General features: G+C 71.9%; 13 protein-coding genes and 3 pseudogenes. 7 read left to right on the plus strand and 9 right to left on the minus strand.

The window, feature by feature from the left end; translation table 11 throughout:
* Positions 1-37: 37 nt before the first annotated feature.
* A complete protein-coding gene (locus J7I97_RS03175; RefSeq protein ID WP_214930827.1) occupies positions 38-1,195 on the minus strand; it encodes a hypothetical protein in 1,158 nt (385 codons plus the stop codon).
* Positions 1,196-1,460: 265 nt separating this feature from the next.
* On the opposite strand from J7I97_RS03175, the pseudogene J7I97_RS03180 reads away from it, so the two are divergent.
* Positions 1,461-1,613 (plus strand): annotated as a pseudogene (locus J7I97_RS03180) (FAD-binding protein); the annotation flags it as partial.
* Here the strand turns inward: J7I97_RS03180 and J7I97_RS03185 are convergent.
* Positions 1,613-2,251, minus strand: coding sequence for a TetR/AcrR family transcriptional regulator (locus tag J7I97_RS03185; protein ID WP_214930828.1), 639 nt, complete (start codon positions 2,249-2,251; stop codon positions 1,613-1,615). The pseudogene J7I97_RS03180 and the gene J7I97_RS03185 sit on opposite strands and share 1 nt — an antisense overlap.
* A 248-nt stretch (positions 2,252-2,499) precedes the next feature.
* Here J7I97_RS03185 and J7I97_RS03190 point away from each other — a divergent pair, with 248 nt between their 5' ends.
* Positions 2,500-4,071: a hypothetical protein gene (locus J7I97_RS03190; protein WP_214930829.1), complete on the plus strand. Its 1,572-nt coding sequence runs from the start codon at positions 2,500-2,502 to the stop codon at positions 4,069-4,071.
* Between the two features lie 121 nt (positions 4,072-4,192).
* Here J7I97_RS03190 and J7I97_RS03195 read toward each other — a convergent pair whose 3' ends face one another.
* The 4 genes and pseudogenes from J7I97_RS03195 to J7I97_RS03205 all read right to left on the minus strand — a co-directional run bounded on the left by J7I97_RS03195 (position 4,193) and on the right by J7I97_RS03205 (position 7,712).
* Complete coding sequence (locus tag J7I97_RS03195) at positions 4,193-4,930, minus strand: DUF4232 domain-containing protein (protein ID WP_214930830.1); 738 nt, start codon at positions 4,928-4,930, stop codon at positions 4,193-4,195.
* 131 nt (positions 4,931-5,061) lie between these two features.
* Positions 5,062-6,594, minus strand: a complete 1,533-nt coding sequence (locus J7I97_RS03200) for a tetratricopeptide repeat protein (protein ID WP_251058432.1) — start codon at positions 6,592-6,594, stop codon at positions 5,062-5,064.
* A 163-nt stretch (positions 6,595-6,757) separates the two neighbouring features.
* Positions 6,758-6,925 (minus strand): annotated as a pseudogene (locus tag J7I97_RS39780) (hypothetical protein); the annotation flags it as partial.
* A gap of 136 nt (positions 6,926-7,061) precedes the next feature.
* The gene (locus J7I97_RS03205; RefSeq protein ID WP_214930831.1) at positions 7,062-7,712 is read right to left on the minus strand and encodes a DUF1326 domain-containing protein; all 651 of its coding nucleotides are present in this window, start codon (positions 7,710-7,712) and stop codon (positions 7,062-7,064) included.
* 193 nt (positions 7,713-7,905) lie between these two features.
* Between J7I97_RS03205 and J7I97_RS03210 the strand changes: the two genes are divergently transcribed.
* A complete protein-coding gene (locus tag J7I97_RS03210) occupies positions 7,906-8,730 on the plus strand; it encodes a DUF2182 domain-containing protein (RefSeq protein ID WP_214930832.1) in 825 nt (274 codons plus the stop codon).
* A 60-nt stretch (positions 8,731-8,790) separates the two neighbouring features.
* Here the strand turns inward: J7I97_RS03210 and J7I97_RS03215 are convergent, their stop codons facing one another.
* On the minus strand, positions 8,791-9,471 hold the full coding sequence (locus J7I97_RS03215; RefSeq protein WP_214930833.1) for a DUF899 family protein: 681 nt from the start codon (positions 9,469-9,471) through the stop codon (positions 8,791-8,793).
* A 293-nt stretch (positions 9,472-9,764) separates the two neighbouring features.
* Here J7I97_RS03215 and J7I97_RS03220 point away from each other — a divergent pair, with 293 nt between their 5' ends.
* Positions 9,765-10,175 (plus strand): VOC family protein, encoded by a 411-nt coding sequence (locus tag J7I97_RS03220; protein ID WP_214930834.1) that lies wholly within the window; start codon positions 9,765-9,767, stop codon positions 10,173-10,175.
* 47 nt (positions 10,176-10,222) lie between these two features.
* Complete coding sequence (locus J7I97_RS03225; RefSeq protein WP_214930835.1) at positions 10,223-10,666, plus strand: iron chaperone; 444 nt, start codon at positions 10,223-10,225, stop codon at positions 10,664-10,666.
* A gap of 76 nt (positions 10,667-10,742) precedes the next feature.
* On the opposite strand, the gene J7I97_RS03230 is transcribed toward J7I97_RS03225, so the two are convergent.
* The gene (locus J7I97_RS03230) at positions 10,743-11,210 is read right to left on the minus strand and encodes a hypothetical protein (RefSeq protein ID WP_214930836.1); all 468 of its coding nucleotides are present in this window, start codon (positions 11,208-11,210) and stop codon (positions 10,743-10,745) included.
* A gap of 205 nt (positions 11,211-11,415) precedes the next feature.
* Between J7I97_RS03230 and J7I97_RS03235 the strand changes: the two are divergent.
* A pseudogene (locus J7I97_RS03235) lies at positions 11,416-11,652 on the plus strand (aquaporin family protein); the annotation flags it as partial.
* Positions 11,653-11,730: 78 nt separating this feature from the next.
* On the opposite strand, the gene J7I97_RS03240 reads toward J7I97_RS03235, so the two are convergent.
* Complete coding sequence (locus J7I97_RS03240) at positions 11,731-12,111, minus strand: helix-turn-helix transcriptional regulator (RefSeq protein ID WP_214930837.1); 381 nt, start codon at positions 12,109-12,111, stop codon at positions 11,731-11,733.
* Positions 12,112-12,210: 99 nt separating this feature from the next.
* Here J7I97_RS03240 and J7I97_RS03245 point away from each other — a divergent pair, with 99 nt between their 5' ends.
* Positions 12,211-13,728: an FAD-dependent oxidoreductase gene (locus tag J7I97_RS03245; RefSeq protein WP_214930859.1), complete on the plus strand. Its 1,518-nt coding sequence runs from the start codon at positions 12,211-12,213 to the stop codon at positions 13,726-13,728.
* Positions 13,729-13,735: the final 7 nt, after the last annotated feature.

Here is a 13,735-nt window from a genome sequence, read left to right on the forward strand (position 1 = left end):
CTTTAGGGCCGAGAAGCTGACTACCTCAGTACCTCAATCAGCCGGAGCAGCCGGGCACGACGCCGTCGCAGTTCGTGGGCTCGTTCTTGACGATCTTGCTCTCCCTGAGCGTGACGACGCCACCGGCCTGGTTGTTGATGCCGCCGCCGTCCTCCGCGGCGCGGTTCTCCGTGACGGTGGTGTGCTCGAGCGTCAGCTGCGGGGCGTCCTCGCCGGCCACCTGCTCGTTGTTGATGCCGCCGCCGTCGCGACCGGCGGAGTTCTTCGTGACCTTGCTCTTCTTCAGGGTCGCAGCGCCTTCGTTGTTGAGCCCACCGCCGTCCCGGCCGGACTTGTTGGCGAGGAAGGCGGAGTTCTGGACTGTGAGCGTCGCGTCCGCGCCGTTGTTGATCCCACCGCCCTCGACGCCGGCCCAGTTCTCGATGATCTTGCTGCCGTTGATGTCGGCGGTGCCGAGGTTGTTGATGCCGCCGCCCTCGCCGTCGCGGGCCTCGTTGTGGGTGATGAAGCTGCCGTCGAGGACGTGCAGGGTTCCCAGGTTGTTGATGCCGCCGCCGTTCAGGTCGGCCGTGTTGCCGTCGACGATGGCCTTCTTGAGGGTGACGGTGCTGGCCGCGTCGTTGCTGATGCCGCCGCCGGTCGCGGGGTCGCCCGAGACCACGTTGGTCCGTACGTCGCTCTCGAGCAGGGTGACGGTGCCTCCCGTGTTGGCGATGCCGCCGCCGGTTCCCGCGGCCAGGTTTCCGGCGACCGTGCTGTGTTCCAGCAGCAGCGTGCCCTCGTTCGCGATGCCGCCGCCGTTGCCGTCGGTGTGGCCGCCGGTGACGGTGGTGCCCTTCAGGTTGAGTGTGCCGCCGGCGCTGACCGAGAGGATGCGGAACAGCGGGGTTCCTCCGGGCACGGAGCGGATCAGGGTCGAGTCCTCGCCGGCGATGGTGACGTTGCCGGTGATGGCGGGCAGGGCGTTGCCGGAGTCGGCCACGTCGTCCCCGAAGCTGTAGGCGCAGCGGTGCGCCAGCGTGATCGTGCCGCCTTCGGGATTGTCATTGGCCGTCTGCACGGCGGTGATCAGTCCTGTGACGTCGCCGCAGGTCACGCTGATGCGGGCCGGCTGAGCCATCGCCGGGGCCGCGGCAAGGCCGAGACCGAGGCTGGCCACCACGGCGGATCCTGCGAGCACGAGACGCTTGTTCATGCGAGCTTCTTTCTCTCTGTTCGCGAGCACGACGTCACAGGGGTAGCGCACGGCGTGCGGAGGTTTCCCGAACCTCCGTCCGACCCCCGGTAAGTCCATGCGAATGGCGGGCGCTTCCTTCGTCCGGACGGGGGCCCGGCGGCCGCCGTGCGGCAGTCGTGCGGCGGCCGTGGTGCGGCCGTGCTCGTCGAATTGAGGCTCACTCCACCGGCGTAGCGTGGACCACGGGCAAGGCGTCGATCGATGAGCTGGGAACGCGTGCGCGCTCGATCTGGCCGTGCGCGGCGGCTCGCACAGCGTGCCCGGCTCCGGGACCTGCGACGGCGGTGTGGTCGCCGGCCTGTCCGGCATGCGCGGTGTCCGCGTGGACCCGGCGCGGCGGACGGCCCGCCTGGAGGGCGGAGCGGCCTGGGGCGACTATTGGCGGTGGTCCGACCGGGGGATGTTCAGCGTGTCCAGGGTGGCCTGGAAGCCGCGGACGAGTGCGGACAGGCCGGTCTCGAAGGCGATCTCGCGGTAGTCGGGCGGGGCGTTGAGGATGGGGCCGAGGCCGTCGGGGAGGTTCTCGGGCGGCGGCAGCGGCAGGCCGGTCGGGGTGTCGACGAGGGCGAGGGCCGAGCCGCCGAGGAAGTACTCGACGGACTGCACGAGCGGCAGCAGGTGTTCCTCCGGCCATCCGGCGGCGCGCAGTATGGCGAACGCCTGCGCGTAGCCGTCCAGTACCGAGAGGGAGCGCACGGGCCGCCCGGCGAGCAGCGGAACCGTGTGGGGGTGGGCGGCGAACGCGGCGCGGTACGAGCGTGCCCAGCTTTCCAGTGCCGCTGTCCAGGGGCGGATGGTCACGTCGAGGTTCATCTCGGCGATGATCAACTCGCGGATGCCGTCGATGATCTCCTCGCGGCCCGCGATGTGGTTGTACAGCGACGGGCCTTTGACGCCCAGCCGGGCGGCGATGCGCGGGGTGGAGAGGGCGCCCGGGCCCTCGTCGTCGACCAGTGCGAGAGCGGTCCGCAGGATGTCCTCACGGGTCAGTGGCGGTCGGGACGGCCTGCCCATCTGCTGTCCTCTCGTCCTCGCCCGGTCCTGATGCGTCGGGTCGTCAGGACCCTTTTGCGGCCCCGGGTTTCAGGGGCGGTTTCCAGCCAGTGTACGGACTCGCCGGTAAAACTACTGGCTATAGTTTTTTCCGAGGCGAGAAGCGAGAGGCGCTGGTACGAGGCGCGCGTTGACACCTTCCCGTGGCCGCGGCCCTGTCTTCTTCCGCCTCCCTGACCACCCCTCACAGCTGAAGGCGAACCCTCTGCATGTCCATACGCACCCGTGCGCTGTCCGTGCTCGCCGCGACGGCCGCGGCCGCGCTCGTGCTCAGCGGCTGCGGTACGACCACACCGGCGGCCCGGTCGGCCGACTCCGCGGCCGTGGTCGGCCAAGCCGTGCCCGGCCAGGCCGACGCGACTGACACGAACGACGGGGCCCCGGCGGGCGCCCCGGCCGCCTCCACCCCGCCGAAGGGGTCCCGGCACACCCCGGCCGCCGGGAGTCTGCCGGTCAGCGTGGCCCCCAGCGGGAAGACGAAGCTCGCGCTCGCCACCCCCTCCCGCTCCGGGGGGCCCGCCGAGTCCAGCACCCCCGGCCTCGCGCTGGCTTCCTACGACGGGCGGACCGGCGAGGCCGTACTCGCGCCCGCCGGAGGCACCGCCCCGTCGGGCGGCAGCGGCGCGCCGGCCCCGTCAGGCGGCAGCACCGCGACCGCGACGGCGACCGCGACGGCGACCGCGACCGCGACGGCGACGGCGCCTGCGGCCGGCGTCCGTAAAGGCCAGCTGATCGACAGCCCTCCCACCCCGGCTGCCCCGCGCGGCGCGCTGCTCGCCATCACCGACGTACGCAAGGCCGAAGGCGGGAAGACCGCCGTCAGCACCCGCCCGGCCACCCTCCCCGAACTCCTCGGCAAGAGCTCCGCCGCCCTGCACACCGCCCTCGACCCGCACAACATCACCGTGCAGCCGCAGGTCAAGGACCTCAAGGTGTCCTTCACCAAGCGTGCCGACGGCGGCGACGGCTCCGTCTCGGCCGGCCTGAAGCTGACTGCGGACACCACGGTTCCGCTGCCTCACGGGGCTTCGGTGGCTCTGGACGGTTCCGTCGAGATCGACCCGGCCGTCGACTTCTCGTACGACGGAGCCGCTCTCAGCCCCCGCAAGGCCAGCGTCGGCTTCGAGCTCGGCGCACGCGCCGACTGGCACGTCCGCGCCGGAATCTCCGCACCCAACGAGCCGATCCGGATCCCGCTCGCCAAGCTCGCGGCCAGCCCCACGGTCATGGTCGGTCCGCTGCCCGTCGTGATCAGCCTCGACCTGACGCTCTACGCGACGATCGGGGTCGACGGCTCCGTCACCATCGACGTGGAGCAGCAGCTCGCCGGCAACTGGGGCATCCACTCCGACTACACCAAGGCCGACGGCTGGAAGACGGACGTCGACCCCGGCACCTTGACCGTCTCCCCGGTCCGGGCCAAGCTCTCCGCCGCCGCGTCGGTCCGCACCGGCCTGGCCGTCGAGGGATCGGTCGCCCTGTACGACGCCGTGGGCGTGAAGGCGGCCATCGAGCCCTATCTCCGCACCGCGGCGGAGGGGACGCTCGCCATCGACACCAGCGGCGCCGCCCCCACCGTCACCGGCAAGGCCGTCCTCTACGGCGGGCTCGACATCAAGGGCGCCCTGATGGCACGCATCGCCATCTTCGGCACCCCGCTCTTCGAGAAGGAACTGCCGTTCCCGGCCTTCCACCGCGAATGGACCATCGCCCTGCGCGGCACCCCCACGGGAACCCCGGCCCCGCAGCCGGGCAAGCCGGGCGACTCGGCGAAGCACTGACAAGGGGTCGATCCCCGGCCTGCCCTGCGCGCCCCGCCCTGACGGATCAGGGCGGGGCGCGCTCAGGTCAGATGGTGCTGACCCGTCAGAGGGTGCTGGCCGGCGAGATGGTGCTGGCCGGTCAGATGGTGCTGAGCGATTCGCGGGCGCCGGTGCGGTACAGGCCGATCTTCGGCTTGACGACGCTGCCCGGCTTGGCCAGCGGGAGGCTGACGCCGTCCGCGTTCGGCATGTGCTCACGGTCGGCGAGGATGCTGACCTCGTCGGCCACCGGGCCGTCGCCGGCCGAGGGGTTGAGGTCCAGGGCCGCGTACGCGGTGGCGCCGGGCCGCATCGGGTACGCCGGTGCGCCGCCCAGCCCCTCGGGGGCGGTGGCCTGGACGCCGAGCGTGGCGCCCTTGGCGCTGAAGCCGACGGTGGGGAAGTAGTCCAGGCCGCACGTGGTGGAACCGTTGTTGGTCACCGTGATGACGCGGACGGTGGCCGGGAGGCCCTGCTGGGAGGTGACCTTGACGGTCAGGTTCTTCGCGGAGCACGGGTGGGTGTAGGCGTAGGAGTCGTCGGCGGTGTCACCCGTGCCCTTGGCGCCCGATCCCGAACCCGATCCCGTTCCCGAGCCGGCCTTCGCCGGGGTGCCGGTGCCCGATCCGGTTCCTTTGCCGGCCGCCGGGGCGGAGGAGCCGCCCTCCCCGGCCGGGGACGCGGCCGGGGAGGAGGCCGGCTGGTCCGCGCCCTTGCTCGCGCCGGGCTTCGTGGCCGCTCCGCCCGCGGTGTCCGAGCCCCCGCAGGCGGTCAGGGCCAGGGCGAGGCCGGCTGTGGCGGCGGCCAGGGCGGTGGTACGGATCCGGTAGGTACGCATGAAGGAACTCCCCCGTGTTGTGCGGTCTCCGCGGAATGTTTCCCCGGCGATCACCATTTTGGCGGGGGCGGCTGGCGTTGTGATCACGCACCGCTGACGTCCCGCTAACGTCCGGGAATCCGCACGTGCGTTCAGGACCGTACGGCGAGCCGCGCCCGCACCGTGTCGTACCGGGCGCGGTACGTCTCGTCCGCCGATACCTGGAGCAGCGCCCCGAGCGCCCGGGCCGCCCCGTCGTCGTAACCGCAGGACTCGGCCTCCCGCGCGGCCTCGTCCAGACACCGGATGCCCTCGGTCTCCTCGCCGAGCCCCACCAGTGCCTCCCCGGTCGCGGCGAGCAGCAGTACCCGGGACGGGGACGGTGCGTCCGGGGGCTGGAGGGCCGCCGCGGCCGTCGTGCTCTCCAGCGCCTGCCGCCATTGCCCGGCGCCGAGTTGGTGGCGGGAGAGGTGGTAGAGCGCGAGGCGTTCCGTGGGCTGGTCACCCGCCGTGCGGGCCAGTTCCGCCGCCTGTACGCACCCCCGCGCCGCCTGGTCGAGGTCGCCCAGCGCGGCCTGGGCCAAGGAGAGGTTGACCAGTGCGGTCGCCTGGCCGCTGCGATCGCCGGACCGGGCGGCCAGTGCGGGGGCGGCCTCCAGATGGGGCAGTGCCTCGGAGGTCCGGCCCTCCTCGGTCAGGACCCACCCGAGGAGGGCGAGGACCCGCGCCTGGGCGTACGGGTCGGCGTCGGCCCGAGCCGCGGCGAGGGCCGTGCGGAGCAGGGGGGTCCAGCCGTCGAGGACCCGCCACACCATCAGCGGCCACATGGCCAGGACGATCCGCCACGTCCTGCTGTGCAGCGCGGCGGCGTGCGACGCTGCCGCCGCCAGGGTCAAGTCCTCACGTTCCGCGACGTACCAGGCCATCGCATCGTCCCGGCCGCGGAACTCCCGTACGTCCAGGGGCCGGTGAAAATCCGGTGGCGTCACGAAGCACGGTTCCCCGTCGTCCTCGGCGGCCCGGGCGGCCGCGAGGCCGGTGGCGATGTAGTGGTCGAGCACGCGTGCCAGTGCGTCGGGATCGGTGTCCATGTCGCGTGCGTAGAGCCGTACGAGATCGTGCAGGGTCCAGCGCCCCGGCCCGCCGTACGTCAGCAAGTGCGCGGCGGCCAGCTGGTCGAGGGCCGTCTCCGCCGCGGCCGGGGCGGTGCCCGCCAGGGCCGCCGCCATGCCGCGGTCGATGTGCGTGCCGGGGTGGCGGCCGAGGTGGGCGAGCTGGTGTGCGGCCCCCGGCGGGAGCTGACGTACGGACAGGTGCAGGGCGGCGCGTACTCCGGTGTCCTCGGCGTCGAGCAGGCCCAGCCTGCGTGTGGTGTCCGACAGTTCGTCCGCCATGGCCGCCATGGCCGCCATGGCCGCCAGCGTCTGGTGCGGCTGGTCGGCCAGCCGGGCGGCGGCGACCCGCAGGGCGAGGGGCAGTCCGTCGCACAGCCCGGCCAGACGCCGTGCGGCCACCGGTTCGGCGTGCACCCGTTCCGGGCCGAGCACCGCGGCGAGCAGCGCCGTACTGTCCTGCGGGCCCAGGACGTCCAGCGGGACGGGCCGGGCCGCGTCGGACGCGATCAGGCCGCGCAGCCGGTGGCGGCTGGTGACGATGGTGACGCAGTCGGACCCGCCCGGCAGCAATGGGCGTGCCTGCTCCGACGCGCGCGTCCAGCAGCGTCTCCGGCATCCGCAGCACGTACGCCGCGCCCTGAGTGGCCAGCTCGACGCCGTACATCCCGGCTTCCGCGGTGTCCAGCAGGGTGCGCAGCCGGGACACGTGCCCCTGGATGACACTGCGGGCGCGCACCGGCGGCTCGTCGTCCCACAGCGCCGCGCTGAGCTGCCCGAGCGGAACGGGATGGTTGGGCCGCAACAGCAGAGCGGCGAGCAGACTGCGCCGTTTGACGGGCCCAAGCGGAAGGTCCCCGGCCTCGGTGCCGACGGCCACCGATCCGAGCAGCCGAAACTCCACCTGCCCTGCACCCCCCAGAGGCAAAGAAACTACAGCCTATCGGCAGGCCCGGAACGTGGCGCCTGGGGACGGCGCTACGACCGCCCGCGCCCCGCGCCCTGCCCCCGACTCCGCCCTTGCCCTCGCCCCCGCCCCGTCACGGCCCGGACCAGTCGAAGGTGATGTGCCTGCTCGACTGCCCCTCCCGGCTCCACTGGAACCCGAAGGCATCGGCCCGGTCCGCCGTCGCCCGGCCCCAGGTCGCGGTCTGGCCGGGCCCGGTCTCCGACCCCGGCAGGTTCGTCGACTGGACGCGCGCGCCCTCCGGCGTCGTGGGTCCGGTCAGGGCCTCCCCGCTTGCCTCGACCCGGCCGGGAACCGAGGCCCGCCAGCTGGAGAGGTCGTCCGCGACCTCCATCTCGATGGGGGAGACGTCCATGCCGCGCATCTCGCCGGCGAACATGGTCAGCATCTCGGCGGGCCAGCTGCCCGCCTGGCCCCCGAAGATCATCTGGAGCGCTTCGCGCTGCGCGTCGTCGGCCCGCTCGTCGAGGAACACCGCCCCGTACGTGTCGGAGTGCTCGGCCCACACATTGCCGACGAAGGAAGCGAGCATCAGCACGTTCAGCCCGTCCAGCGGGACGTCACCGTAGCGCCCCTCACGGATGTGCCAGGCCAGGATGCCCTCGCACTCACCGAAGGTGGGCGGCTGCGCGAAGGCGCAGGGGCACGGCACATTGCACTTGCACGTATCGAACCAGTCCCCTGCGACGTGCCACTTCGGAACCGTCGCTGTGGTCTCGGACATGTCTCCGCCTCCTCGTGACCGCGCTCCGGACGGCGGTCTCTTGAGGTCGGCGAACCCCCGGGAACATCACCGGCACACGCCCGGTCGCACAGTTCCTCCTTCATTGTCCCCCTCCACCCCGAGGCGTGTCATCCAGTCATCCAGTCATCCAGCCGGGTGCGCATTCGGACGGCCGCTGTGCTGTGCTGGAAATGTGCGCCTCGACCGGAAGGCCTATCCGCCACCCCTGAGGCCGGCGAACCTGCTCTCGGTACGGGAGCTCGCGCTCGCCTGGCTGCTCATGGCGCTGCTGGCGCTGCTCAGCTGGGTCCTGGTCGTCGGCCAGGCCCGGGACATGGGCGTCGAGCCCGGGACCATGGGCATGGGCGTGCCGCTGTTCCTGGTCTTCTGGGTGGTCATGATGATCGCCATGATGTTCCCGTCCGTGGCGCCGGTGGCCATTACCTGGGCACGGTCCATCGGCCGCACGTCGACCGGAACGGTCAGGGTGGCCCGGACGGCCCAGTTCGTGGGCGGCTACCTGCTGGCCTGGACGGCGTTCGGCCTCCTCACGTACGGGATCCTCGCCGCGACCGGGGCCCTGGTGCACGACCATCCCACCGCCGGCCGCTGGATCGGCGCCGGCGCCTTCCTGCTCGCCGGACTGCAGCAGCTCGGCCCGCTCAAGGACGTATGCCTGCGCCACTGCCAGAGCCCACTGGGCCAGCTCGTCCGGTACGCCGGCTTCCGCCCGCGCGCCCGTGACCTGCGGGTCGGGCTGCACCACGGTCTGTACTGCGTCGGCTGCTGCTGGGGACTGATGATCGTCCTCATCCCGCTCGGCGTCATGAACATCCTGGCGATGGCGGCGCTGGCCGCGGTGATCTTCGTGGAGAAGCTGTGGCGGCTGGGCCCCGTCTTCTCGAAGGCCGTCGGCATCGCCTTCCTGGCCCTCGCCGTGCTGGCCCCGTTCCAGAGCTGGCTGCTGCCCGGCCTGGAGACTCCGCAATCACCCATGACGGACATGCACCGGCCCTAGCGACAGGGCCCGCCGACCGGCAGGCGGCCCGGCCGGCCCCCCCCGGCCCGCCGCCTGCCGTCAGTAATCGACAGACGGGTACCAGCCCCCGCGGCCGGTCGGGGTGAGGTCGAGAAGGTGCCAGACGGGGGCCAGGAGGTCGATGCCGCGCTGGTCGATGTCAGCGGACATGCGGGGGTGTGCCGAGTAGAAGTGGCGCGGCGTCCCGTCGGGGTCCCGGGTGAACACGGAGACGGTCGAGTCCTGCGCACCGTCCTCGTCCTCGCTGCCGAGGTCGTACTTGAAGGTGCTGTTCCCGCAGCTCAGCAGCCGCAGCCGGTCCCATCCACGGTTGCGGGCGTGCTGCCGCAGCACGGGAAGGTCGGCGGCTGCGGCGATCACGAAGTCGATGTTCCTGGCGGCGTGGTGGGCGATGCCGTTGAAGCCGTCGATCCACAGGGTGCACATCGGGCACGGCTCGGTCTGCTTCTTGCCGTACATGAAGTGGTAGACGACCAACGGGCGGTCCGGTGCGGTGAACAGCCCGCTCAGGGAGACCTCCCGGACCGGCTCGTCGCCCGCGCCGAGGTCGGAGGGGCCTTCGACGAAGGCGTAGTCGTCAACGGCCGGCCCCGGCGGGAGCGCGCGTCTCTGGGCGGCGACGCGTTCGCGGTGGCGCATGAGGTCGATCTCGGCCAGTCGGAGCTCCTCCCGGGCGGCGAGGTAGTCCGCCGATTCGCCGGGCAGTCTGGTGTGCCGCATGGGGTCCTCCGGGCGTGGGCGTGGGAGTGGGCGTTGGCGTCGGGTCGGCGTCCCCGAGCATCTCAAAGCGCAGGCCGTCGTCGCTGTTGACGTCGCCGGTGTCTTCGACGCGGATGCCGTCGGCGGCGATCTCGCCGCGCCAGCTGAGGTCCAGCGCGAGCACTCACCCAGAACCGCTCCCCACCGAACGCCTCGCCGAACACCTCGCCGAACGCCGAACGCCGAACGGCGGCCGGCAGACCGATCAGGAATCGAGAAGCACCGGTCGCCGCGCCGCAACTAACGTGAAGGCCATGGACCTCACCATTCACACGAGCTTCCTCCCGCATGACGACCCGGATGCGTCCCTGGCCTTCTACCGCGACGTCCTCGGCTTCGAGGTCCGCAGCGACGTCGGACAGGGCAAGATGCGTTGGATCACGGTCGGCCCCGTCGGTCAGCCCAGCACGTCCATCCTCCTGGCGCCACCGGCCACCGACCCCGGCATCACCGAGGACGAGCGCCGCACCATCGTCGAGATGATGGCCAAGGGCACCTACGGCTGGATCCTGCTGGCCACCCGGGACCTCAACGGCACCTTCGAGAAGCTCCAGGCCGGCGACGCCGAGGTGGTCCAGGAGCCGACCGAGCAGCCGTACGGCATCCGCGACTGCGCCTTCCGCGATCCCGCGGGCAACCTGGTCCGCATCCAGGAACTTCGCTGAGTCCGTGTCGCATGCGACCCGGCTGCCCGCAAGAGGGGAAATCCGCAATGAAGGACACGCAGTCGTACGACGGTTTCACGGACGAGGAACGGGCCGCCATGAAGGAGCGCGCCAAGGAGCTGAAGGCGTCCGCGCGCCGCGGCCCGCGCGCGGCCAAGGCGGACGGGGAGAGCGAGGTGCTCGCCAAGATCGCCGAGATGCCGGAAGCGGACCGCGCCCTCGCCGAGCGGATCCACGCCATCGTCAAGGCCGGCGCGCCGGCCCTCGCGCCGAAGCTCTGGTACGGGATGCCCGCGTACGCCAAGGACGGCAAGGTCGTCTGCTTCTTTCAAAGCGCGCAGAAGTTCAAGTCGAGGTACGCCACCCTCGGCTTCAGCGACCAGGCGCACCTCGACGAAGGCGCCATGTGGCCGACCTCCTACGCCCTGACGGAGCTGACCGCTGCCGATGAGGAGCGGATCGGCGCACTCATCAAGAGGGCGGTGAGCTGAGGCCTGCCCGCCTCACGGCCGCCCGGCTCCCCGTCCCACAGGCCGGTCAGAGCCGGTCGGAGCCGGTCAGAGCCGGTCAGAGCCTGCGCATGACGCCACGCCAGGTCCATCCCGAGCCGAGGACCGTGTTCCGCAGGGGATCCTTGATGGCCCGGGTGTCGAAGCGGAACGTCTCGACCATGCGTCGGCGTCCGTCGGGCCCCTCCTTGAATTCCCACTCCTTGTAGACAGTGGTCGCCTGCCCACGGCCGTACCGCGCACCGGAGTGCTCGTGCGGGCCGGTCTCCCACCGCTCGTCGAGGGCACGCACCTCGCGGGCCGCCGGAATCAGGCGCATCCGGGTCTTGAGGGTGAGGCCCAGCTTCGGTATCCGGCACTCCGCCACCAGGTCGGCACCTTCCTTCGGCGTGCCATTGCGCACGGTGAACGGCACATCCGGACCGTTGAGCGCGAGCAGCGCGTACCGGACTTCCGCGGCGGGAAGCGGAGTGACACCGCTGTAGGGGTACTTGGTACCCATCCACTTGTCGAAGAGGCGGCCCATCGCTACGCCCCCGCCCCGGTGTCCGGATGCACCGTGCGCACCAAGTCCTCGAACCAGCCCTCAGGCAGCCGGAACTCGCTCGGCACGGGCAGTGTCGCGGGCATCTGGGGCCTTCCATCCACGGGAACGTACATCAGGACACCACCCAGTTGACCAGGAGCCGAACGCGTCGACTCCCTCACCCCCCTGTCGGCCACACGGCCCAACTGTCTTCGGGCTCGGAGTGCTGATCGCGCTGCCAGGCCCGGTCTCCGGCGCGCACTTCAACCCCGTCACCATCCTCGAAGCGGCCGTCTACGTGCCGTGGCAGGTGGCCCGGGCCGTCGTGGGCGCGATCCTGGCGGACGCGATGTTCGGGGAGCCGCCGGTGAAGTGGTCCACGCACGACCGCTCGGCCGGGAACCTGCTGCTGGGCGAGGTCGTCGCGACCGCCGGCCTGGTTCATGCGGGGCAAGAGCGCGAGCGCCGTTCCGCCTGAGTCTGAGGCTGACGGCGTTCCCGGGGAAGATGCCGGGCTGGATCACGCAGCCTTAGCGGCGCCGGCCAGCAGCGCGCCCATCGCGGCCAATACCGTCGGCTCGACCCGGTAGTACACCCACGTCCCGCGCCGCTCCGAGCTGAGGAGGCCGGCTTCCTTCAGCTTCTTCAGGTGGTGGGAGACCGTCGGCTGGGAGACACCCACGTCGGAGATGTCGCACACGCACGCCTCTCCGCCCGCGTGCGAGGCGACCAGGGAGAACAGGCGCAGCCGCACCGGATCGCCGAGGGCCTTGAACATCTTTGCGGCGCTCTCGGCCTCCTCCGCGCTCAGCGGCCGCTCGTCCAGCGGCGGGCAGCACGCCGCCACCGCCGTCTCCGGCTCCAGCAGGGGCAGCGCCTGCAGCGCCTTCGTATTCGACATACGTCTATGTTGACATGCGTCGAACCAATGCGGGAGCTCACCCCCCAGGCCCCACGAATTTGATGAATGTCTATGTTGACGGTCGTCGATGCAAGTGCCATGCTGAACCCGTCAGACATCGACGAACGTCGAAATAAAGGAGTCGTCGTGAACGGCACCACCGCCACCACCGCCGCCGTCACCACCGCCACCGTCACCACCGGCGCCACCGCCACCGACCAGCTGCCCGTCGTGGTCATCGGCGCAGGGCCCGTAGGGCTTGCCGCCGCCTCCCACCTCGCCGAGCAGGGCCTGGACTTCCTGGTCCTGGAGGCCGGTTCGAGCGCGGGCGCCGCGACCCGCGAGTGGGCCCATGTACGGCTGTTCTCCACGTGGGGTGAGGTCGTCGACCCCGCCGCCGGAAAGCTCCTCGCGCCCACCGGCTGGGTGGCACCAGACGCCGCCACCTACCCGACCGGCGGGGACTGGGCCGAGCAGTACCTCCAGCCGCTCGCCGACGTTCTGGGCGAGAGGGTCCGCTTCGGTGCGCACGTCACCGGCGTCTCCCGTACCGGCCGTGACCGCGTCGTCGACGCCGACCGCGACGCCCAGCCGTTCGTCATCCACTACACCGGTGCGGACGGCCGCGAGGGGCGCGTCTTCGCCCGCGCCGTGATCGACGCCTCCGGTACCTGGTCCACTCCCGGCCCCGCCGGCGGATCGGGCCTGCCCGCCCTCGGCGAGCGAGCGGCCGCGGACCGGATCACGTACCGCGTCCCCGACCTCAAGGACCCCGCGACCCGCGCCCGGTATGCGGGCAGGCGCACCGCCGTCATCGGCTCCGGCGCCTCCGCCTTCACCGCCCTCGCCTACCTCGCCGACCTGGCCAAGGCCGAAGGCGGCGCCGGCACCCACGCCACCTGGATCCTGCGCCGCGGCATCTCCGGCTCCACCTTCGGCGGCGGCGAAGCCGACCAGCTCCCCGCACGCGGCGCCCTGGGTCTCGCCGCCAAGGCCGCCGTCGACGGCGGCTACGCGGACGCCGTCACCGGCTTCCGCACCGAAACCATCGACCGCGACCGCGGCCGCGACGGTGATGGCGGCCGCGACGGTGACGGCCGCCTGGTCCTCGTAGGCGAAGACGGCCGCCGCCTGGACGCGGTCGACGAGATCATCGTCCTGACCGGCTTCCGCCCCGACCTGGCCTTCCTCTCCGAGCTCCGCCTCGGCCTCGACGAGCGCCTCCAGGCGCCGACCGGGCTCGCGCCGCTCATCGACCCCAACCAGCACTCCTGCGGCACCGTCTACCCCCACGGAGTCAACGAGCTCTCCCACCCCGAGAAGGGCGTCTACCTCGTCGGCATGAAGTCCTACGGCCGCGCCCCGACCTTCCTGGCCATGACCGGCTACGAGCAGGTCCGCTCCATCGCCGCCGCCCTCGCAGGCGACCACGAGGCAGCCGAGCGCGTCGAACTCACCCTGCCCGAAACCGGAGTCTGCGGCGGCGCCGGCCTATTCGACGAGCCCGAATCGGACGGGCAGACCGGCGGCGGCTGCTGCGCGGCCCCCGCCACCCTCACCATCGGCGCCCCCACCACCCAGGCCATCGGTGCCCCCGCCACCCACAGCGGCTGCTGACCACGGC

The organism is Streptomyces sp. ISL-87, from assembly GCF_018614095.1.
Classification (GTDB): domain Bacteria; phylum Actinomycetota; class Actinomycetes; order Streptomycetales; family Streptomycetaceae; genus Streptomyces.